We start from the raw sequence: 21,150 nt of genomic DNA, 5'->3' as shown, positions 1-21,150 counted from the left end.
TTAATCACATGAGGATTAAGAGCATATATGAAACGATTTATCCAACAACTGCCAAAAGTTGAACTTCATTTACACATTGAAGGTTCTCTTGAGCCAGAGTTGATGTTTGAACTGGCAAAACGCAACAACATTAACATCCCCTTCTCTTCTCCAGAAGAAGTTCATGCGGCTTATCAGTTTTCAAACCTACAGTCTTTTCTCGACATCTATTATCAGGGCGCGAATGTTCTGATTCACGAGCAGGATTTCTTCGATCTTACTTGGGCTTATATGCTTCGTTGCAAGCAAGACAACGTTATCCATACTGAGATTTTCTTTGACCCACAAACTCATACCGATCGTGGAATCGCGTTTGGAACCGTGATCAATGGTATTAGCAAAGCACTTGATAAAGCACAGCAAGAGTTAGGTATTTCTAGCCAAATCATTATGTGTTTCTTACGCCACCTGAGCGAACCCGCTGCGATGGAAACCTTGCTTCAGGCATTGCCATTTAAAGATAAAATCATCGGCGTTGGTTTGGACTCTTCTGAACAAGGTCACCCGCCGGAGAAGTTTGAGAATGTGTTCCGTGAAGCGAGAAACGCGGGTTTTATTACCGTCGCTCACGCTGGTGAAGAAGGTCCAGCAATGAATATCCGTAACGCTATCGACCTTTTGGGTGTACAACGTGTCGACCACGGTGTGCGCTGTGTTGAAGATGCAGCATTAGTGGAAGAACTTAAACAAACTCGTATGCCATTGACTGTATGCCCTCTTTCGAACTTGAAACTGAAAGTTTTTCAGCAGATGGAACAGCACAACATTGTGCAACTGCTGCGTCAAGGGCTTTGCGTCACCATCAATTCTGACGACCCAGCGTATTTTGGCGGTTACATGACAGATAACTTCAACGCAGTCGCGGATGCTCACCCTATGTCTTACCAAGAGTTAACGCAATTCACCTTGAATGCGATTGAAGCGAGCTTTATTTCTGACCAGGAAAAAGCGCGTATGACCGAACAAACTAAAGCTTACTTAGCTCAATACCTATAGTTACCAAAACAATCTGCCTCTCTGATCCCAAAAGCATCAAGAGAGGCATAATACTAAATGAATTAAGACGCTTTAGGGGTAATGACTACGCACGCGGTATGTTTCTGCTTACCAAAACCTAAAATCTGGCACAGCGCCTTTTTACCCAGTGGTACAAACGCTGAGGCAATAGCATGTTCCTCGCCTTCAGCATGAGGATCATGGAAGAAGAAAAACTTCTCACTCATACCACTTAATACAATCCAGTGAGGTTCTTTCTTGCCATCAAAACGATATGTACTGATAAGCAGCAGTACACATGCACCTTGTCTTACCCACTCTTCCAACTGCTCTTGGCTTGGCGGTGCGTCAATGGTCGTCACATCTTGTGTTTCTAATTGCTGACAAAAATCCTGATGAACCAACTCGATCACCGCTTTCTTGTTCGCATCACGCACACTATCAATGAACGGGGTGCTCTTAGACTGACTCCACAATTCAACATGGAAACCTCGACGCGTCGCAGCCAGTGCTAAACCTTGTCCGCTACAACCACCATGCCCAGCAGCCATGAAAATGGTCGTCGCTTCACGCCACAGTTGCATCTCCTGAATTCGTGTCGGTTCAAAGGTTTTATCCAGATAAGAAAAACTCATTAGCAAACAGGCTGCACCGCAAGTAAACGGCGTGGTTTGAACATACAACGGCATAGGTAACTGCACTTTCGGACCGTGCGGTGTAAGACGTTTCTGTAAGCGGCGACCATTGCACAAATCATCGTAATAATGAATCAGGACTTTCAGTGTTTTATAGCCCATTTTTTCATATAAATTTATTGCTGCCGTATTGTCTTCGCGAACTTCTAGCCTTAATGTAGTGGAGCCTTGATCAAGAGCTGCACGCTCACATTGCTCGACCAAATTCTGAGCAATTCTCCGTCCTCTGAAATCAGGTTTAACGGCAATTGAATACAACCTTGATAGCTGTGTACCTTGATGAAATAGTAGCAATGCATATCCAGCCAATTCCTCACCCGAATCTGCCACAAAAATGACAGCTTGGTTGGAGTGTAAAAAACGCTTCATTTGACGAGGAGAAATTTTATCTCCTTCAAATAGCTGTTGTTCTAACGCATTAAGCGCAGAGAGATCAGCACTTTTCGCAAGACGAAAGTCCATACGATGTCCTTATGGTTGTAGGGGCTGCTGGCCGTTCAAGATTGTTTTTGCAGTATTTTGTAAGTTCTTTATACAAGGCAGCGCTTATGCAATGTAGTCATCTACATAAATAAGCGATAACGCAGTAGAAAGGGCTTACAAAAACTGCCCAAAGGGTTCGGTTAAAAACGCTTTACTCTTCGTTGTAAGTTCGTCTCTTAGAATGACTAAGCTTCCTAACTTACGCCTCGATTAAAACGTTTTTAAATCGAACAAAATGCAATATTGAAAGGTCAGCAGCCCCTAATAGATTGCAACTCAATAATACACCCAAAGCAACTAAGCATGCAGCTAGGTAATGAACAATAAAATTCGAACGATTGTCTACACTTAATCGTATCGAACCGTTGGGAGTGATGAGCAGTAAAGCTGTTTACTGTGATGCGGGAATCTAATTTTAGCGTATATAGACTCTAGCAATAGGAATCAAAATAATATGGCAAACCTTTTAATCGTGACAGACCAAGCAAGCGACTGGCAACAATACTTCCCTTCCGAACAAGTTGTCAGCGTCGCCCAATACCTTGATGCAGACTGGAAAAACAACTTCCGTAGCGTTCAAGTGGTCAATTTGTGTCGTGATTATGATTATATGAGCAACGGCTACTACTGCTCATTGATGGCAGAGGCTCGTGGGCACCGCGTTATTCCGCGCGTCATGGCAATTAACGACATCAACCAGCCATTTCTGCTCTCTTCCGGTTTATTGAAACTCAATAAACTGTGCAAAAACACCGATTCTATTCACTGTAAAATCTACTTCGGACGCACGCCAGAGCCGGGGTTGGATAAGCTTGCTCGTCGCCTGTTCGAGCAGTTCATGGTGCCTGTTATTGAACTGAAAATGCACAAGTACCAAGGTCAATGGCAGATTAACCGAATTGCACCATACCCATTCCAAGATTTGGAAGATCAAGAGCAAGACTTCTTCATCGAGTCTCTGGAAATGTTCTCAACAAAAGTATGGCGTAAACCGAAGCAAGAGAAAAAATACCGCTACGATGTGGCAATGCTGGTTGATTCTGAAGAGAAAATGCCTCCTTCAGATGCTTCAGCACTGAAACGCTTTGCTCGTGCAGCAAACCGCCTAGGTATGAACTTGGAAACCATTTCACCTGACGACTTATCTCGCTTAGGTGAGTTTGATGGCCTATTCATCCGCGCTACGACCAACATCAGCAACTACACCTATCGTTTTGCCAAAACCGCAGAAAAGATGGGCTTAGTGGTCATGGACGATTCTGAATCGATCATGAAATGTACCAACAAGGTATTTTTGACCGAGCTATTGCAACGCAACAACGTGCCAGCGCCAAAAGGCGTGATTGTGAAAAGCTTTGATGAAGGCTGGAAAGAGAAGCTGCTTTCTCAGCTCGAATTGCCTATGGTATTGAAGATTCCTGATGGTGCTTTCTCTCGCGGCGTTGTAAAGGTGCGCACGGAAGAAGAGTTAGAAAAAGAAGCTTCCGCTCTGTTTGAAAAGAGTGCGCTGATTTTAGCTCAAGCCTTTATGCCTACTGATTTTGACTGGCGTATTGGTGTGATGAACCGACAACCAATCTTCGCCTGTAAATATATGATGAGTCGCGGTCACTGGCAGATTTATCAACACCACAATAGCGGACGAGTTTCGTCTGGTGGTTTTGAAACACTCGATTTAAAACAAGTACCGAAAAATGTGGTGGATGTCGCCGTTAAAGCGGCCAACCTTATCGGTAGCGGCTTGTATGGTGTTGACCTAAAAGAGATTGACGGCCAAGTCTATGTGATCGAAGTGAACGACAACCCAAGTATTGACCATCACGTAGAAGATGCTTTCTTGGGCGACTTACTTTACGACCGAGTGATGACTGAGTTCCTGCGCCGCATTCAAATGCGTGGCTTCTAATCGCAATCACCCGTAGCCCAAGATCATCTTGGGCTACTTTTTGTAAAAAACATAAGCTTTACCAAAGCCATTTTCAGCTCTAGTTTCAAAACAGAGGCTTTCAAAAAGCACGATTTGTAAGAAACAAATGCTTCAAAAGGATCACTATGGATTTTTTAATCGATCACTGGCAGTTTTCAGGGCAGCAACCAACTCAACCAACAGATAAGTCAACCTCGCTAGAGGCTCATCATTGGTATCATTGCCAACGAGATGTACCGGGTGTTCGTGAGTGGCTTCTAGAGAACGCTATCCCCGCATCGATTGTCGACAGCTTGTTAGCTGAAGATACGCGCCCGTTGTTTGAGCAATATGACGAACAGAGTTTTCTGTTGATACTAAGAGGCGTCAATCTCAACGACAATGCCGATCCAGCAGATATGCTCAGTGTTCGCATTCTGTATTATCAAGGTGTGCTGATTTCCACTCGTAAGATTCCATCTAAAACCATCAATGCTATCCGTGAATCTCTAAAGCAAGGTCTAGGACCAAAAACGCTTGCGGATCTTGTGCTGAACATTATTGATGGGCTCAACAAAAACATCGATAACTACCTTAATTCTGTTGAAGACAGAATTGAAGCGTTTGACAGTGAGCTAGAGCTCAGTGAAGACATGATGGACACTCATAAAGCCCTACTCAAAATCAAACGCTTCATCAAGCCTCAGCAGTACGCGATTGATGACTATTTGTCTTCAGATGTACCGTTAGCTAACTTCAAGAATATGCGCTTACGCCATAGCGTGAACACCATTACCCGTATTAATGAAACACTCGACTTTTTCCTCAGTGAGTTAGATATCATTAAAGGTGAGTTGCGCCAATACCACGCAGAAAAGATGAACCAGAACACTTATCTGTTCTCTGTGATTGCCGCTATCTTCTTACCGACCAGCTTTTTAACCGGTCTATTAGGTGTTAACGTAGGAGGCATTCCGGGAACCGAATCCCCTATTGCCTTTGCACTATTCTGCTTCGGGTTAGTAGGAATATTCGCTGTAGAGTTTTGGATACTAAAACGCCTACAGTTTTTCTCGAAAAATTAATAACAGTCACAAGCAATAAATGAATTCTGCCATAGGAACATAGGACACTATGTAATTAGGGGGAATGAATGCAGTCAACGCAGTTACAGATTCAAATAGGATGAGTACATGTATATTTTTGGCTACGGAAGCCTAATGAATTCACATTCCCGACAGCTCACTGGACAAACCGGAAGCGCCATTCCAGTTATTGCGCACGGGCTAGTTCGCTCTTGGGGGAAAATTGATGACACTTACACTATCTCTCCGCTAGTCGTGAACACTGGTGAAGGTCAGGTTAACGGTGTGCTGTTGGAAATTGATGACGCGGCACTGGTTGAGTTTGATCGTCGAGAAAGTGGTTACCAACGCGTTGCGCTTCACCCTGACCAAATTGAAACTGATATTGAGTTCGACAGAAACAAAGCGATCTGGGTGTATGTCACCGAGCAACATCTTCATCCTTGCGAGAAAAGTCCGATTGTTCAAAGCTATGTTGATACCGTGATTTGTGGTTGTTTAGAAGTCTCTGAAGCGTTTGCCAAATACTTCGTTCAGCATACTGTTGGATGGCATCATCCACTGCTCAATGACCGCCATAATCCTAAATACGTGAGGCTTGCCGGCGTTTGCCAATCTAAACATTCTTTTATTGATAATCTTGTTGCCAGCGTCCGTTAAATCTCTTTTCTCCTTCTATTTTCGGATAGGAGGAGAGTACGTTTACTAAAAACGTTTACACACTCTATTATCCCTTCTCAAATCTAAGCTTAATCTCTCATATCTGTACATTACTTAACGGATTCGTTGCCATATTTTCACTCACATTGTTAAATAACGTTTCTTATGTAGCGAGGTCTCTCATGGCAACCATAAAAGACGTAGCACGTGAAGCAGGCGTTTCAGTGGCAACGGTTTCACGCGTGATCAATAAATCTCCCAAAGCGAGTAAAGCTTCGATCGAATCAGTAACGAAAGCGATGAAAGATCTTGGCTACCGCCCGAATGCTGCTGCTCGCGCTTTAGTAAGCCAAAGTACAAACACAATTGGTGTGTTAGTGAGTGATGTGTCTGATCCTTTCTTTGGTACGTTAGTCAAAGCGGTTGATAATGTTGCTCATCAAGCGGGTAAACACTTACTGATAGGTAATGGTTACCATGAAGCAGAAGAAGAGCGCCAAGCTATCGATCTGCTGATAAACAGTCGCTGTGATGCTTTGGTCATTCACTCAAAAGCACTTTCTGATGAAGAACTGATTGCCTATGCTCACGAGATCAAAGCTTTGGTACTGATCAACCGCCATATTCCAGAGCTCGCGGATCGTTGTATCTCTCTAGATAACTACAAAGGCGCTTACTTAGCGACAGAATTTCTGATCCGCCACGGACATGAAAAGATCGCTTGTATCAGTTCTTCTCATCACATTGAAGATGCTGATCAGCGCATTGAAGGCTATAAAGACGCTCTCGCTGCACACAACATTTCCCTGCCAGCAAGTTATTTGGAACTCGCCTCTCCAGACAGTGAAGGCGGTGAAGAAGCCATGACGAACTTACTGACTAAATCTTTGGATATTACCGGTGTTGTTGCCTATAACGACAATATGGCAGCAGGCGCTCTTTCGGTACTGGAAGAAAATGGTGTGAAAACACCACAAGACGTTTCGGTTATCGGATTCGATGACGGTTTAATTGCACGCTATGTGCGCCCTCGCCTCACAACGATTCGTTACCCTATTCAAATGATGGCAGAGAAGGCGGCAAAACTCGCACTACAACTGGCTAAAGATGAACCGTTGGAACAAGAACCAATGTGTTTCTCTCCAACGTTAGTACGCCGAGATTCTGTAGACAAAGCACCGTCTAAAAGCTCGTCTCAATAAGCAAAAAAAGCCCCCACTTCTTCAGAAGTGAGGGCAAAATCGCTTTCCCCCAAGAACTGTAAACCTTATCCCCCCAGCCCTTGGGTTCACTATGCACCCTACGGGTTATACCCTTCCTACTTGAAGCTGCAGAGGCGTTGACTACGTTCGTTCCCCCCCAATCACAATCTATTTATAAACAAAATAGTTATCTATGCTCATGGGGATTCACTCACTTGCCGCCTACCTGCAACTCCAACTAGTTTAGGTATAGTTCGCCAAAACGTTGAACTTATACACAGTGGTAAAAGCGTATTCTTCGCCTGGAAGAGTAAAACAACTCTCCTGAGGCCAATCAGAATGATTCGGTGAATCCGGCAAATACTGAGTTTCTAAAGCAAGACCTTGATACTGTTTGTATGTGGAACCTTTTCGGTTAGGCGTTCCTTCTAAGAAGTTGCCACCATAAAACTGAATCGCTGGTTTATCGGTCAACACCTGCATAGACAAAGAACCGTCAGGCGCTTCAACGGTTGCGACCGTTTGTCCCGTTTTACAGCTGTCATCAAGTAAGAAGCTGTGGTCATAGCCTTTGCAGTTTTTCTGCTGTTCATCTGTTAATAGATCTTGCTTGACCGTTTTCGCTGTACGGAAGTCAAAACTGGTGTTTTCAACACTCGCCAGTTCACCCAAAGGAATACCCTCAGATGTGGTTGGCAGATAATAGTCTGCATTAACTTGCAGTTTGTGCTCAAGAATATCTGTACCAGATTCTGCGCCGAGCAAATTGAAATAAGCATGGTTAGTCAGATTCAGCGGTGACGCTTTATCGGTTGATGCTTTGTAGCTAATCACGATCTGATTATCGTCAGTAAGCTCATAAGTCACCGATGCGGTCGCATTACCCGGAAATCCTTGGTCACCATCAGCAGAGAAAATTGAGAATTCAACTTTCTGATTACTTTGATTGGCGATATTCCAGCGACGATGACTCCAACCCTCTTTACCACCATGCAAACAATGCGCACCTTGATTCGCTGCTAACGTATAGGTTTCGCCTTGCCAAGAGTATTGAGAGTTTGCAATGCGGTTTGCATAGCGACCAACCGTCACTCCTAAGAAGCTGCCATGCTGCTTGAAGTCTTCCATAGTGCTTAAGCCAAGCAAAACTTCGCGCATTTCGCCTGCGACAGGTATTTGGCAACTTAACCACGTTGCACCAATATCCATAAGCACAACTTGCACACCACTCGCATTCGTCAGCTCTACCAGCATTGCAGGCTTGCCATCGTAAGCGGGTGATTGAGTCATTGTTTCAAATAAAGAATGGGTCATCATTAACGCCCTCTAGTGAATCAAACCAGCGCCAGCTTTTGCCTGACACACATAAAAGGTTGCAGTAAGACCACTTTGTTGTGGGTAAAGGGTTTCAACCGCTTTTTCCACATCATCAACCAATGATGGCGGAACCAGCGCGACAATACAGCCACCAAAACCACCGCCTGTCATACGTACGCCGCCTTGATCGCCAATCACATCTTTCACGATGTCTACTAAGGCATCGATTTCTTTAACTGTGATTTCAAAGTCATCACGCATCGACGCATGCGACTGTTCCATTAGTTCACCCATGCGTTTTAAGTCACCAGCGCTTAAAGCATCCGCCGCTTGCAGGGTACGTTCATTTTCTGTGATTACGTGACGAGCACGTTTTGCAACAACAGGATCGAGCTGCTCTACTTTGTCGTTAAACATTTCGATAGAAACATCGCGAAGCGCTTTCACACCAAAGATTTGTGCTGCCTCTTCACATTGCTGGCGGCGAGTGTTGTATTCACTGTCGACTAAGCCGCGTTGCTTGTTCGAGTTGATGATGACGACCGCCATATCTTCAGGCATTGAAACCGCTTTGGTTTCTAGACTGCGACAGTCGATAAGAAGCGCAGAATTTGCCTGACCTTCAGCAGAGATAAGCTGATCCATGATGCCGCAGTTACAACCGACAAACTGGTTTTCAGCTTGCTGACCATTTAAGGCGATTTCCGCTTGGCTAATAGGTAAGTAGTAAAGCTCTTTAAATGTCTGGCCAATAACCACTTCTAATGCAGCAGAAGAACTTAAACCCGCGCCTTGAGGTACATTACCGCTCACTGCGATATCGGCACCGTTAAAAGAGTAACCGCGTTCCATCAAGTATTTCACTACACCACGAATGTAGTTTGCCCACATTTTGTTTTCGACAAAGGTAATTGGCTGAGTTAAATCGAACTCGTCAATCGCATTACCATAATCCACAGCAACTACTTTGACCTTCGAATCAGAACGAGGAGAGGCCGCAACCACAGTTTGGTAGTTAATCGCACAAGGCAAAACGAAACCATCATTGTAATCGGTATGTTCACCAATCAGATTTACTCGACCAGGAGCCTGAATAAGATGGCTTGCCTTATAACCCAGTACTGCTTCAAATGCAGCTTCAACACTATTAATTAAGCTCATAATTGTTCCACTTATTGTTCTTTGTAATGTACGTCTGATAACGAGCGTAGTCGCTCTGCGGCTTGTTCTGCAGTTAAGTCTCGCTGAGTTTCCGCTAACATTTCATAACCAACCATAAATTTACGAATGCTTGCGCTACGCAGTAGTGGCGGATAGAACAAGGCATGTAATTGCCAATGTTCAACGCTCTGACCATCTGTAAAAAACGGTGCGTAATGCCAACCCATTGAATATGGGAATGAGCACTGGAACAGGTTGTCATAACGACTGGTTAATTTTTTAATCGCAATAGCCAGATCATCACGCATTTCATCGCTCAGCTCGCTCATGCGGCGGATGTGGGTTTTCGGTAATAACATGGTTTCAAATGGCCATGCCGCCCAGTAAGGCACTAGCGCTACCCAATGTTCTGTTTCAACGACAATTCTGGAACCGTCTTTTAACTCTGCCTGTACATAATCCACCAGCAGGTTTGAGTTATTCTCTTGATAATAGGCGCGTAAGTTATTGTCTTTACGCTCTATTTCATTTGGTAAAAAGCTATTTGCCCAGATTTGGCCGTGTGGATGCGGTTGAGAACATCCCATGGTTTCGCCTTTATTTTCAAAAGCCTGAACCCAGAGATACTCTTTGCCTAGCTCTTCAATCTGCTCATTCCATGTGTCAATCACACCACGAATTGCTTGAGGAGATAATTCAGGCAAAGTCTTGCTGTGGTCTGGCGAAAAACAGATAACCCGACTTAAACCGCGAACGCCTTGCACCTTAAATAGGGGATGTTCATTTTCAGGTGCATCAGGAGAATCAGCCATTAACGCGGCAAAGTCGTTGTTAAAAACATAAGTGCCTTTGTAGTCTGGGTTCTTATCGCCAGAAATCCGCTCGTTGGTTGGACACAGGAAGCACTTCGCATCATAAGCAGGCAGTTCAGCGACAGATGGCTTTTCATCCTGACCACTCCAAGGACGCTTAGCTCGATGAGGAGAAACAAGCACCCACTGCCCAGTTAATGGGTTGTAGCGACGATGCGGATGATCTATAGGGTTAAATTCAGTATTCGACATAACTTTTATTCATCTCTCAAACTAGTAACCTTGCGGGTTAGCAACCTGCCAACGCCAAGTATCTTCTGTCATTTCTTTTACGCTGCGAGTTGCTTTCCAGCCCAGTTCGCGCTCAGCTTTTTCAGTACTCGCCCAACATTCAGCAATATCACCAGCACGACGAGGGCAAACTTCATAAGCCACATCTTTGCCGCAAGCTTGGCTGAATGCCTCCACCATATCGAGCACACTAGAGCCTTTACCGGTGCCTAAATTATAGATATGTAAACCACTCTTCTGACCAACGTGAGTTAATGCTGCAAGGTGGCCGTCAGCCAAATCCATCACATGAATATAGTCGCGAACGCCCGTGCCATCGGGGGTTGGGTAATCATTCCCATACACTGAAAGTTTCTCTCTGCGCCCTACTGCCACTTGTGCGATATACGGCATGAGATTGTTTGGAATACCTTGCGGATCTTCGCCCATCAATCCTGATGGATGCGCGCCAACAGGATTAAAGTAGCGTAGTAAAGTAATGCTCCAGCTCGGATCTGCGTTGAAAAGATCCGATAAGCACTCTTCCACCATGTACTTGCTACGGCCATAAGGGTTGGTCGTTGCACCTGTCGGGAAAGATTCGGTAATTGGCACTGAAGCTGGGTCACCATACACAGTGGCAGACGAACTAAAGATAATATTTTTCACTCCCGCTTTACGCATAGAGCGCGCAAGAACTAAAGAGCCGTTAACGTTGTTATCATAGTATTCGAGAGGCTTAGCCACCGACTCACCCACGGCTTTCAAGCCAGCAAAGTGAATAACCGTTTTGATATCATGCTCAGCAAAAATGGAATCGAGCAGCGCTTCATCACGAATATCGCCGTGATGAAAAACTGGCGCTACACCAGAAATCATCTTAATTCTGTCCAACACCTTCTTTTTAGCATTACACAGGTTATCAAGAATGATCGGCTCCATCCCAGCGTCAATCATTTGCACGCAAGTATGACTACCTATGTATCCCATACCGCCAGTGACCAATACTTTCACTTCACTTACCTCAAACAACATCTCATTTAATGTGCAAGAGTTTAGCAGGCTATATCGTCAGCATTCTGTGATCACTGCTGCATAGTGGAAACGTTTACACAAATAACACTAAATTGTCATATACAGAAGGGGAGTTTAGATAACAAACATCTATGGCTGGCATAAGGTATTGCTCAAATGCCTTTATCTATAGGCGGTAAACGATTTCACATAAACATTTTGAAGCACATTTACTGGTTGTTTATTGAACAGAAAAGGGCAATCTCAACTAAACTTATTAAGTAGCTATAAGTTGCGTAATTAGGTTGATGAATTGAGTTGTCACCGAGGAAAAATTAGGGGGAGATGCCATGGACACGCACAGCAAAAATAGCGATCACAGCTATTTCGCATCTGCGGGAACTCTGAATAATCAGCTTACTGATATTCATGAGCGTTTGCGCGTGTCTGCTCCAGAAGTCGATCGCATTTCTTTTGCGCTTTACGATGAGGAGAATGATCACCTAAAAACCTATGCTGATAGCACCTTTCATGGCTTTGAACTCTTACACTACGAGTTTCCCTTATCAGAATTGCCAGCGTTAAAAATCTGTTCTGAAACTGGCGATTGTCGTTATTTAAATGATATTCCAAATCAGCTAGATGCCAAATTCCCTCATTCTAAATGGCTTATAGATCAAGGGTATCGCTCATCTCTGGCTGTGCCTGTTTACCAAAACAAGAAGTTTATCGGTTTTATATTCTTAAATTCTTTTCAAAAAGATTTATTCAACCAGTCCATGACCGAAGCACTCAAACCTTTTTTGGAGATCATTCGTTTTGTTGTGACGTCAGAATATGACTTAGTGCACTCATTGATCGATTCAGCCAGCCTTGTTCATTCACAATCTCAAGAACACTGGCAAGAGTCGTCTGAACACAAAGAAAGAATCTGTCGATATGCCAAAGTCATAGCACTTGAAGTTGCACACATCTACGAATTAGATGATGAAACCATTGAAAACATTACCCTGTTTTCTAAATGCCATGACATCGGCAAACTGTCTATTCCGGTGAGTTTATTAACCAAATCTAGCTCACTGGGACATGATGAACGCGATCAGTTAAAAGATCATGTGGAAAAAGGCGTAGAGATAATCAACAAGATCATTAATGAAATGGGCTCACCTGATCATCCTTGTGTAGCCGTACTAAAAGAGATCGTCGCTTACCATCATGAGTTTTTGGATGGTAGCGGTTACCCCTACGGTTTAACCCAAGAAGACATTCCAATATCTGCCCGCATTATCACCGTTGCCAATGTATTCGATGCGTTAACCAGTCACCGACCATACAAACAAGCTTGGTCGGTTCCCTTCGCGTTACTCGAATTAGAAAAGATGGTTGCCAACGGCAAGCTAGACAGACATTGCGTTAACGGACTCAGGTACCATCAGGAATATTTGAAGAAAGTGATTGAAGCCTATCCTGAGCCAGATCCCAAAGATAGGCTTGACCGTCACTGAGACATCATTTCTGCTTTTGCTGGGGTTTTGGCGCGAACTTCGGCCAACGCACGTTCTAGATTTTCATTGGCAATTTTGTAGTAAGAAGGCTTTTTGTCGATCGCTTGCTGTAAATAGGGGATCGCTTCATCTGGTTTGCCCTGAAGCATTAAAAAATAGCCCACATTATTCAACGCTTCTGGAGCATCCATTCGGCGCATAAACACATTTAAAGCTCGCTGGGTTTCGCCTTTGGCTAAATAAATGAGTGCCAAGTTGTTTAACGCCTTCTCGTTATCCGGTTCTTGCTCAAGAGCGGCCAAGGTAAAACGCGTCGCGTCGGTGTAATTTCCACTCATATAATGGGAATACCCCATATTCATTAACGCCTTACTCGATTTAGGCTCAATTTTTAAAGCATGTTTATAAAACGCCTGCGCTACTTCATGCTGCGCTTTGACATCATCGAGTATGCCTAATCCCATGTAGGCACTGGCCGGTGAAAGGTTGTCGCTGCTTAATGCCTCTATCTCTGACACACTCGCGTCATCGTCCAGTTTTAATCTCGAACTCAAGCGCAGTTGATCCGCATTAATCGCTCGTAAAAAGTAGCTTCGACCTTCATCAACTTTACCTTGTTTACTGTAATTCGAACCCAATTGCTCTAGAACCTGAACATTATTAGGGTTGTGCTCTAACGCCAGCAGATAAGCTCGCTCTGCAAGTTCATAATTGCCACGAGACTGATGTATGCGGCCAATGGTATACAAGGTTTTGTCGCTATATTGTGAGTCAGGAAACTCTAGAGAACGAATATATTCGTAAAGCGCCAGATCAGAATTGTTTTGCCTTAACGCATAGTCACCACGTTTTATCGCTTCCGTTTCGGTTAGTGGTGCAGCGTCTGTACTAAAAGTTTCAACAGGCCTGCCATCATAAAGTTCACTATCAAACTTAGATTGTTTATCGGAATCGCTAGCGCAGCCGGTTAAAAGAGCGATTAATAAAAGAACGGTATAGTTATATTTTTTCATCATTTATCCTTTATTGACCAAAAACTTCTATTATTTTTATGATAGCTGGTCCGAGAACTACAATAAAAAATCCAGGCCAAATACAGACCAATAGAGGAAAAATCATCTTGGTGGGTATTTTAGCAGCAATCTCTTCCACTTCCTGATTTCGTTTATCACGGTAGTCTTCTGTATAGTCACGCAATGTTTGAGATAAGCTACCGCCGATCCTTGATGCATGAGATAGCATGCTGATTAAACCAGCCAACTCCTCAACACCAGTTCGTTCAACAAACCCTTGAAAAGCTTCTGACATATCATAGCCAGCCTTAATTTTCAGGCACACCGTATCTAACTCATCCGCTAAATCCATATGAGACATGCCAAGCTCTTTTGATACTCGCATCAAACCTGCATTTAAGCCTAATCCGGATTCCGTACAAACCACTAACAGGTCAAGCATATCTGGTACACCAGCACGAATACGTGACTGACGTTTTTTAACTAAATGTCGTAAAAACACATTAGGAACAAAGAGACCGACACCGACACAGATTATTAAAATAAAAAGCGGATTTTGCCCACTGTCTGAAAACATGTAATAGAGCAACCCGGCAAAAAAACCAATTAGTGTGGAAAGTGTTTTTGTAACATAGAAGTATGTCAGTGCCGTCTCATTATGAAACCCCGCATGCATCAATTGATGACGCACCGTTTCTTTCTCTTTAGTATTACTGGAAGTGAAAATCGGTGACAAAGATTCAAGCGCATTGTCAATCTTGCTATTTTTCTTTGTTATCTCCGCTTCCATTTTATAGGTTTGTAGACGGTTACGAACGTTAGACTGCTTAGAGCGGCCAAATACAAGTAAAAATAGAGTAATAACCACCAGCACACTGGCGAACATTACCATAATAAGAATGAGGTTCTCTTCTGTTAATTTGAAGTTCTGTAGATAATTGACTAGGTCCTGCATATATCAAACCTCAAAATTAATAATTTTTTTTATCCACACTGCGCCAATGGATAACCCTATTCCGCCATAAATTAATAAACGATGGCCTCGGGGGTCACTATATAGAGGGTCCAAGTACCCTGGACTAATAAAACTTAACATAATAAAGATAGCAAAAGGTGCTAACATTAACACCCAAGCAGACATTTTACTTTCAGCAGACAAGGTTTTTATTTTTCGCTGCAACTTAAATCTGGCTCGTAATACTTTAGACACTTTATCTAAATTTTCAGCCAAATCACCACCGGTTTCTTTCTGCAATAAAACAGCGCTGGAAAAAGCAAACATAGATACGGTTGGATTACGCTCTACCATTTGCATCATAGCTAATCTAATATCATAGCCATAGTTCAAAAGGTTAAAGGTATTCTTAAATTCACTACCTATTGGTTCTGGTAATTCTTTGCCGACTTCGTTAAATGAATAGGTAATGGGATGCCCAGCAGATAACATTCGCTTCATAATATCTAATGCATCAGGAAATAGTTCTTCAAATTTACTTAACCGCTTTGATATTTTGCCACTAATAATAAAATACAAAATCAACCAAACAATAAAACTAACTGCAAAAGAAATATAAAGCTCTGCACCTAAAAAAATCAAAACAAACAGAACCAATATTTGACTCAAAGCCGTATAGGTCACCACCTGTGTTAATGATTTTCCTATACCTGCAAGCTCAAGATTTTTTTTCATATTGGCAAAATAACTGTAGCTCACCAATTTCTGATCGATAGGAGACAAGCTTTTGATGTAATGTTCATTCAACAATGAGCGACTCTGCTCATCAACCTGCGATTGGCTTTCTTTAAGCCGCTTACTAATGGCTTTGTGTTTTGCTTTGTTGCCAGCCGCTGGCATCAGAAATGCTTGGGAAATAAGAAAGACTGCAACAAACAGCAAAGCAAAAAAATACAGTTGGTCCATTGCATTACCCCTTATTCAAAGGTTTCATTAAAAATTTCGTAAGGCAAATGCCACCCACGTTTAGACAAAGAATCATGGCACTGTGGAATTACGCCTGTCGCCGTAAAATAGCCAATAACATTTCCCTCTTCATCCATACCTTGTCGTTGGAATTTGAAGATTTCAGACATGGTAATAATGTCTCCTTCCATGCCATTGATTTCGGCAATACTGACCATTCGCCGCTTACCATCTTCCTGACGCTCCATCTGCACAACCAAATGAATCGCAGAAGCAATTTGTGCCCGTAAGTTTTTGGTAGAAATGTTCCAACCAGCCATCGCAAACATGTTTTCTACACGGCTTAATGCATCACGAGGAGTATTAGCGTGGATAGTCGCCAGCGAGCCGTCATGACCAGTGTTCATTGCAGCCAGCATATCTACCGCTTCACTACCACGCACCTCACCGAGTACTATTCGGTCAGGTCGCATACGTAATGAGTTTTTAACCAGATCCCTTTGGGTAATCTCGCCTTTCCCCTCTAGGTTTGCTGGGCGAGTTTCTAAACGAACAACATGGGGTTGTTGTAATTGCAGTTCCGCGGAGTCTTCAATGGTGATGATTCGATCGTCACTAGGAATGAAGCCTGAAAATATGTTCAAAGTGGTGGTTTTTCCCGAACCTGTACCACCAGATATAAGAATATTGAGTTCGCCTTTCACGGCGGCTTCGACAAAGCGCGCCATCTGCTCGGAGATTGAATTGAAAGATAGCAAATTCTCCATCGTTAGCTTATCGACAGCAAAACGGCGAATGGAAACAGAAGGCCCGTCAAGTGCCAAGGGTGGGATAATTGCATTAACACGTGAGCCGTCAGCTAAGCGAGCATCGACCATAGGCGAAGATTCATCGATACGACGGCCAACTTGGCTAACAATTCGATCGATAATACTGCGCAAATGCCTATCATCAAGAAAGGTATAAGGCGTTCTTTCTAGTTTGCCTCGGCGCTCAACATAGACACTTTTTGCTCCATTAACCAGAATATCTGAAACCGATGAATCATTTAAAAGTGGCTCTAGAGGCCCCAAACCAAACACTTCATCTTCGATCTGTTTTATGACCCGTTTGCGACCTTCTGCACTCAAAGCGTGACTTTGGTCTTCTGCCATTAGCTGCACTACAGCATCATGGAGATCTTTCTTAGCCCTGTCCTTTTCCAAGCTAGAAAGCAATGCCAAATCTAATGTTTCGAGTAGCCGGCGATGATAATAGTGTTTCGTTGCTTGCTCCTGTTCAAGCTGCTTACGGGTATCATCGATTTGTTTGTTTTTTGCTTCGGCTTCACGCAATTTGCGCTGAAGAGGGCTCTCATCCTGTTTAGGTGCTTCACTCTTTTCTTGATTTCCCAGTGCAGGACTAGATTTAGGCTTTACTGGTATATCAGCTTTTGGGGTGCTTTCTTCTTTTAAAAGCTCCTCTTGAAAATCAGAACTAATATTCTTACGTTTAAAAAACATACCCTCTCCCTAATCCATCAGGAAAATAGACGTCTCAGCCAACCTTTTTTCTCTTTAACTGGCGCTAATGTTTGTGATAAATCCACTATTGATTTAGTAATTGAGCTACCTTTTCTCGACTCTACAAATGGTTTCCCTAAGTTGGCACTTTCAATAGCCGCTTTAAAATCATTAGGGATAACATGTATTGGAACTCCTGAAATCGTCTGTTCTATGTCTTTCAGCCTTATTTGCTGACGTTTTTCATAGCGATTAAGGATTATTTCAATTTGATCTCGCTGAATACCGTATTCAAAAGTCATCGCTTTTAGAATACGAGACATGTTTTTCACCGCGACTAAATTTTGTTGCGTAACTAAAAATGTTTTACTAGCTCGCGACAAAATAGGAGAAAACATTCGGTCAACACCACCTGAAAGATCAACAAATACATAAGGATAGTATTCTAATAACGTCGGTAACAACTTACCCATCTGCATCGCTTTATCAAAATTTTCATTATGATTTTCATGTTTAAAACTTAATACATGTAAACCAGATGGATGCTTAGAGACTAAAGCATGCAATGAAATTTCATCTAAATCAGAGGCGTTAGCAATGGCGTCATTAATACTATAGGCTGGATTAATATTGAGATAATCCATCACAACACCAAAGTGGATATCCAAATCCAGCAATAACACTTTATCTCGGTTTTGCATCGCAACTTCAACTGCAGTATTCAGAGCAACAGTTGTTGCACCAGAACCACCTTTGGTATTGATAAAAACGAATAACTGCCCAAGTTTGCGTGCCGCTATTTTTTCTTCTGCCACATTCTTCAACAAGGGCATTAAATCCAAAATCGTGGCCTGATCGGATATAAAATCTGTAGCACCCAGTCGAAGTGCTATTTTTAAAGCACCATTATCACCTTCGTCACCAAATATGATTAATGAAGTGCTGACTTCGCTGTCTTCAATCATCGGTCCATCGTAGTTTTGTAACTCCACGACTTTTTGTGCCCAGTTAGGACCGGTTTCGACAAAAATAAGATCGGGTGGTGTGAAGTGTTTGAAACTGTCCGCAACAACTCCATGAAGCGATATAGCTTCAAAATTCAAACTATTACATTGAGACAGCTCACTCATCATATGAAGTTTGAAAGCATCACTTGAATACAAAACCCATATAGACAAGTTAGTCTTAATTCGAATGTTATTGCTGTCACTACGAGACAATTTAACGGCTTCTCCCATAGAGGCTCCCTTGATTATTTTTATTTGCAGTCAATATAAACATCATCACCTGTTGATGAATCAGTGCGCCCAATGCCTAGTGACTCGGCGGCCAGAACAGTTTCAAACGCAGGTACAGATATAACACCGTTATCTCCTAGAAAATTGAGTATCCCTGAAAAGCCATAGTTGTAGTCAACAACTTCAGCTTTGACATAATGTATAGGTGCATCATCTGCAAAAATATTCGGTACTGACTTGCCATCCGCATCCAAATAATCAATAGCCAGATTCGCATTAGTGAATCCTTTAGGCACAAATTCTGACATTGCCAAACTGCGTATTACATCCCCGTCATCCACCTGACATACCGTAGCAATACGAGCGGATCTGCGTGTTAAGTCATTTAGAGCTTGCAAGTTAAACGTGAAATATCCAAGCTCCAAAATGGCGAAGACAAGCAATAACAATGTTGAAGCCACCAGTGTGAACTCGACGATAGTGATACCTTGTTGATTATGTACCCTCCTCATGGTGCTACCCTCATAACAGCAGAAGAATGGACTGTTAAATTATCCAAAGCATCAATAGGCAACAGATTAAGTATCGACTGGTAATCATAATTAGCACTGACTACGACATAATTACCCACAGGGGTCACCGAAATATCGTCAAGTGTCAATGAGTCAAGTATAGGAGTGGGCGTTTCCCCCTGAACAAAAGAGGTCTTTCCGTACATCACCATTTTCTTGATGTCACTTTCATTCGCAATCGAACCTGACGTGGCTGTGCCATAGATATCCACCACCGCGTAACGAGCTGCATTTTGTACAGATTTGTTTAAAACGCTGTAGCGAATAAAAGCGTTACCAAACTCAATCACAACAGTAAATATCAACAGCAATACAGGTAAAGTCACCAAAAACTCTACTGCAGCAATACCCGATTGTTTATCAACGTAGCTACGCATTTCATGATTCCTTATTAAAAGGATCGTCATAAAGCACAATACGATATGTACCTAAGCTGTTACTGACCCCGTTATAAGGAACGTTCGGCGTAGGGCATTTTTCCAAATACTCTCCGTATATCTCTTGTTTATCGCCATTATTAGTTGGCGCTCGTTGCAACAAGAAGAAACAACCCACTGACTTAACATTGTAGTCACTCGCACCTGTGGGAGAAGGATCACCGTAGGCATCAGCACTGCAGTCAATGATAGGCACTGCTAAGCGTCGCCGGTCGTTTCCAGTGCTTTTATATTGATTATAATTGAAAGTGAGATCTTCTTGGCTATCGAGTGGATAGTCTGCCAATACCGATTCATATTGAGCAATTTCAGCATCAGTAAGTGCTTTGTTATTTTTAGGGTTAACATTGGTCGCTAATGCGGTTTCGGCTTCTGCTATTTTTTCAAATACATCAGTTATCGTGTTTACATCCTTATGATCATTCTTATAAATATCATTGAGTTCAGCTTCGGTGGTATTTGAGTCAGCAGGAAAAAGCACAGCATCGAGATTAGATCTATCACCAAAACGCATATTAAGCCCGTCACCAACAGGCCCTACGGTATTACCCGGTTTTGAACGAACGGTTCTTCCCGGTACCGCGCATCCTTTATATGCCCCAGCTAATTGTTCACTGAGCTTGTAGTTTTCTGTCTCTGAAGGGGTATTAGGATCATCTGGGTCATAATTAAGTAACTGAAAATTTCCTGGTCCCATTTCAGAGTTGTTGGTTGCCAGTTTAAGCGCATAAATACTGTTGTACTCATAGCCAGAATTACTGGTGTCGCTAGCGTCTATTTCACAAACAGCCATAGGCACCAGATTACAACTTCCGCCACCAGCACTAGGTCCTGCAACAGCGCTGGCCGACAACTGCTTATCAAGACCAAACATCTGCATAACAAAACTGTTTAAAGATAAGTTATTTACAGCAACCCTTACATAATGATCTTCTCCCGCCGGATCATATCCACCGGTCATATCAGCGCGATTTGCCAAAGTAATATTCACTTCAACGGGTGCGGAGACAAAATCTAACTCAGCATTTCCGTTTGCCGTCGCCATTTGAGCGAGAGCATCTTTGGCAGCACCTGATGCGATGGCAAGAGCACTTGTTGCTGTTCCACTAGTAAAATCAGAGCGATCGAGCACTAAAGCCGCAGCTAATGCAGCAGAGTCAACGCTGTTTTGCAGCTTAGTCCGGTTCATAAGCGCATGGTTGATATCAACGGCTAACGCTGCAATCCCCATAAAGGAAAACAGTGCTATTGTTACAATCACAGCAACCAGACCTCGCTGTTTTCGCATTCCGCGAACTGGATGGTGTGTTTTCATATTGGCC

At 43.0% G+C, this 21,150-nt stretch carries 19 protein-coding genes; 6 read left to right on the top strand and 13 right to left on the bottom strand.

Annotation, left to right across the window (positions count from 1 at the left end):
* Window positions 1-27 precede the first annotated feature (27 nt).
* Complete coding sequence (locus AAGA51_RS02810) at window positions 28-1,035, top strand: adenosine deaminase (RefSeq protein ID WP_042484307.1); 1,008 nt, start codon at window positions 28-30, stop codon at window positions 1,033-1,035.
* Window positions 1,036-1,097: 62 nt separating this feature from the next.
* On the opposite strand, the gene AAGA51_RS02805 is transcribed toward AAGA51_RS02810, so the two are convergent.
* Window positions 1,098-2,192 carry a GNAT family N-acetyltransferase/peptidase C39 family protein gene (locus AAGA51_RS02805; protein ID WP_042484308.1) on the bottom strand — a complete coding sequence of 365 codons (1,095 nt, stop codon included), beginning with the start codon at window positions 2,190-2,192 and terminating at the stop codon, window positions 1,098-1,100.
* Window positions 2,193-2,667: 475 nt separating this feature from the next.
* Between AAGA51_RS02805 and AAGA51_RS02800 the strand changes: the two genes are divergently transcribed.
* From AAGA51_RS02800 to AAGA51_RS02785, 4 genes are all read left to right on the top strand, one after another.
* Complete coding sequence (locus tag AAGA51_RS02800) at window positions 2,668-4,119, top strand: RimK family protein (protein ID WP_042484311.1); 1,452 nt, start codon at window positions 2,668-2,670, stop codon at window positions 4,117-4,119.
* Between the two features lie 146 nt (window positions 4,120-4,265).
* The gene (locus AAGA51_RS02795) at window positions 4,266-5,204 is read left to right on the top strand and encodes a zinc transporter ZntB (protein WP_042484313.1); all 939 of its coding nucleotides are present in this window, start codon (window positions 4,266-4,268) and stop codon (window positions 5,202-5,204) included.
* A gap of 108 nt (window positions 5,205-5,312) precedes the next feature.
* The gene (locus AAGA51_RS02790) at window positions 5,313-5,864 is read left to right on the top strand and encodes a gamma-glutamylcyclotransferase family protein (RefSeq protein WP_042484316.1); all 552 of its coding nucleotides are present in this window, start codon (window positions 5,313-5,315) and stop codon (window positions 5,862-5,864) included.
* Window positions 5,865-6,046: 182 nt separating this feature from the next.
* Window positions 6,047-7,066: a substrate-binding domain-containing protein gene (locus AAGA51_RS02785; protein ID WP_042484318.1), complete on the top strand. Its 1,020-nt coding sequence runs from the start codon at window positions 6,047-6,049 to the stop codon at window positions 7,064-7,066.
* A gap of 243 nt (window positions 7,067-7,309) precedes the next feature.
* On the opposite strand, the gene galM is transcribed toward AAGA51_RS02785, so the two are convergent.
* Genes galM through galE form a run of 4 tightly spaced genes read right to left on the bottom strand, consistent with a single transcriptional unit; the run spans window position 7,310 to window position 11,640 of the window.
* Window positions 7,310-8,380 (bottom strand): galactose-1-epimerase, encoded by a 1,071-nt coding sequence (gene galM, locus AAGA51_RS02780; RefSeq protein WP_042484321.1) that lies wholly within the window; start codon window positions 8,378-8,380, stop codon window positions 7,310-7,312.
* Between the two features lie 12 nt (window positions 8,381-8,392).
* The gene (gene galK / locus AAGA51_RS02775; RefSeq protein ID WP_042484324.1) at window positions 8,393-9,544 is read right to left on the bottom strand and encodes a galactokinase; all 1,152 of its coding nucleotides are present in this window, start codon (window positions 9,542-9,544) and stop codon (window positions 8,393-8,395) included.
* 11 nt (window positions 9,545-9,555) lie between these two features.
* On the bottom strand, window positions 9,556-10,608 hold the full coding sequence (locus tag AAGA51_RS02770; protein ID WP_042484327.1) for a UDP-glucose--hexose-1-phosphate uridylyltransferase: 1,053 nt from the start codon (window positions 10,606-10,608) through the stop codon (window positions 9,556-9,558).
* A 21-nt stretch (window positions 10,609-10,629) separates the two neighbouring features.
* Window positions 10,630-11,640, bottom strand: a complete 1,011-nt coding sequence (gene galE, locus AAGA51_RS02765; protein WP_042484720.1) for a UDP-glucose 4-epimerase GalE — start codon at window positions 11,638-11,640, stop codon at window positions 10,630-10,632.
* A gap of 350 nt (window positions 11,641-11,990) precedes the next feature.
* Here galE and AAGA51_RS02760 point away from each other — a divergent pair, with 350 nt between their 5' ends.
* Window positions 11,991-13,145, top strand: a complete 1,155-nt coding sequence (locus AAGA51_RS02760; RefSeq protein WP_042484329.1) for an HD domain-containing phosphohydrolase — start codon at window positions 11,991-11,993, stop codon at window positions 13,143-13,145.
* Here AAGA51_RS02760 and AAGA51_RS02755 read toward each other — a convergent pair.
* From AAGA51_RS02755 to AAGA51_RS02720, 8 genes are read right to left on the bottom strand one after another with little or no spacing between them, the layout of a single operon-like run.
* Window positions 13,139-14,158 carry a tetratricopeptide repeat protein gene (locus AAGA51_RS02755; protein WP_081878694.1) on the bottom strand — a complete coding sequence of 340 codons (1,020 nt, stop codon included), beginning with the start codon at window positions 14,156-14,158 and terminating at the stop codon, window positions 13,139-13,141. The two genes, AAGA51_RS02760 and AAGA51_RS02755, sit on opposite strands and share 7 nt — an antisense overlap.
* A 10-nt stretch (window positions 14,159-14,168) precedes the next feature.
* On the bottom strand, window positions 14,169-15,113 hold the full coding sequence (locus AAGA51_RS02750) for a type II secretion system F family protein (RefSeq protein WP_042484334.1): 945 nt from the start codon (window positions 15,111-15,113) through the stop codon (window positions 14,169-14,171).
* 3 nt (window positions 15,114-15,116) lie between these two features.
* Window positions 15,117-16,079 carry a type II secretion system F family protein gene (locus tag AAGA51_RS02745; protein ID WP_042484337.1) on the bottom strand — a complete coding sequence of 321 codons (963 nt, stop codon included), beginning with the start codon at window positions 16,077-16,079 and terminating at the stop codon, window positions 15,117-15,119.
* Window positions 16,080-16,090: 11 nt separating this feature from the next.
* Window positions 16,091-17,581, bottom strand: coding sequence for a CpaF family protein (locus AAGA51_RS02740; protein WP_042484339.1), 1,491 nt, complete (start codon window positions 17,579-17,581; stop codon window positions 16,091-16,093).
* A 17-nt stretch (window positions 17,582-17,598) separates the two neighbouring features.
* Window positions 17,599-18,819, bottom strand: coding sequence for an AAA family ATPase (locus tag AAGA51_RS02735; protein ID WP_042484342.1), 1,221 nt, complete (start codon window positions 18,817-18,819; stop codon window positions 17,599-17,601).
* Between the two features lie 20 nt (window positions 18,820-18,839).
* Window positions 18,840-19,331 carry a TadE/TadG family type IV pilus assembly protein gene (locus AAGA51_RS02730; RefSeq protein ID WP_042484344.1) on the bottom strand — a complete coding sequence of 164 codons (492 nt, stop codon included), beginning with the start codon at window positions 19,329-19,331 and terminating at the stop codon, window positions 18,840-18,842.
* Window positions 19,328-19,768, bottom strand: coding sequence for a TadE/TadG family type IV pilus assembly protein (locus AAGA51_RS02725; protein ID WP_042484347.1), 441 nt, complete (start codon window positions 19,766-19,768; stop codon window positions 19,328-19,330). The genes AAGA51_RS02730 and AAGA51_RS02725 overlap by 4 nt, the downstream gene beginning before the upstream one ends.
* Window position 19,769: 1 nt before the next feature.
* Window positions 19,770-21,143, bottom strand: a complete 1,374-nt coding sequence (locus AAGA51_RS02720; protein WP_042484349.1) for a pilus assembly protein TadG-related protein — start codon at window positions 21,141-21,143, stop codon at window positions 19,770-19,772.
* Window positions 21,144-21,150: the final 7 nt, after the last annotated feature.

The sequence above is a fragment of the Vibrio diazotrophicus genome, assembly GCF_038452265.1.
GTDB classification, from domain to species: domain Bacteria; phylum Pseudomonadota; class Gammaproteobacteria; order Enterobacterales; family Vibrionaceae; genus Vibrio; species Vibrio diazotrophicus.
Note: the sequence above shows the minus strand (reverse complement) of the source record. Positions and strands in the feature narration are given on the sequence as shown.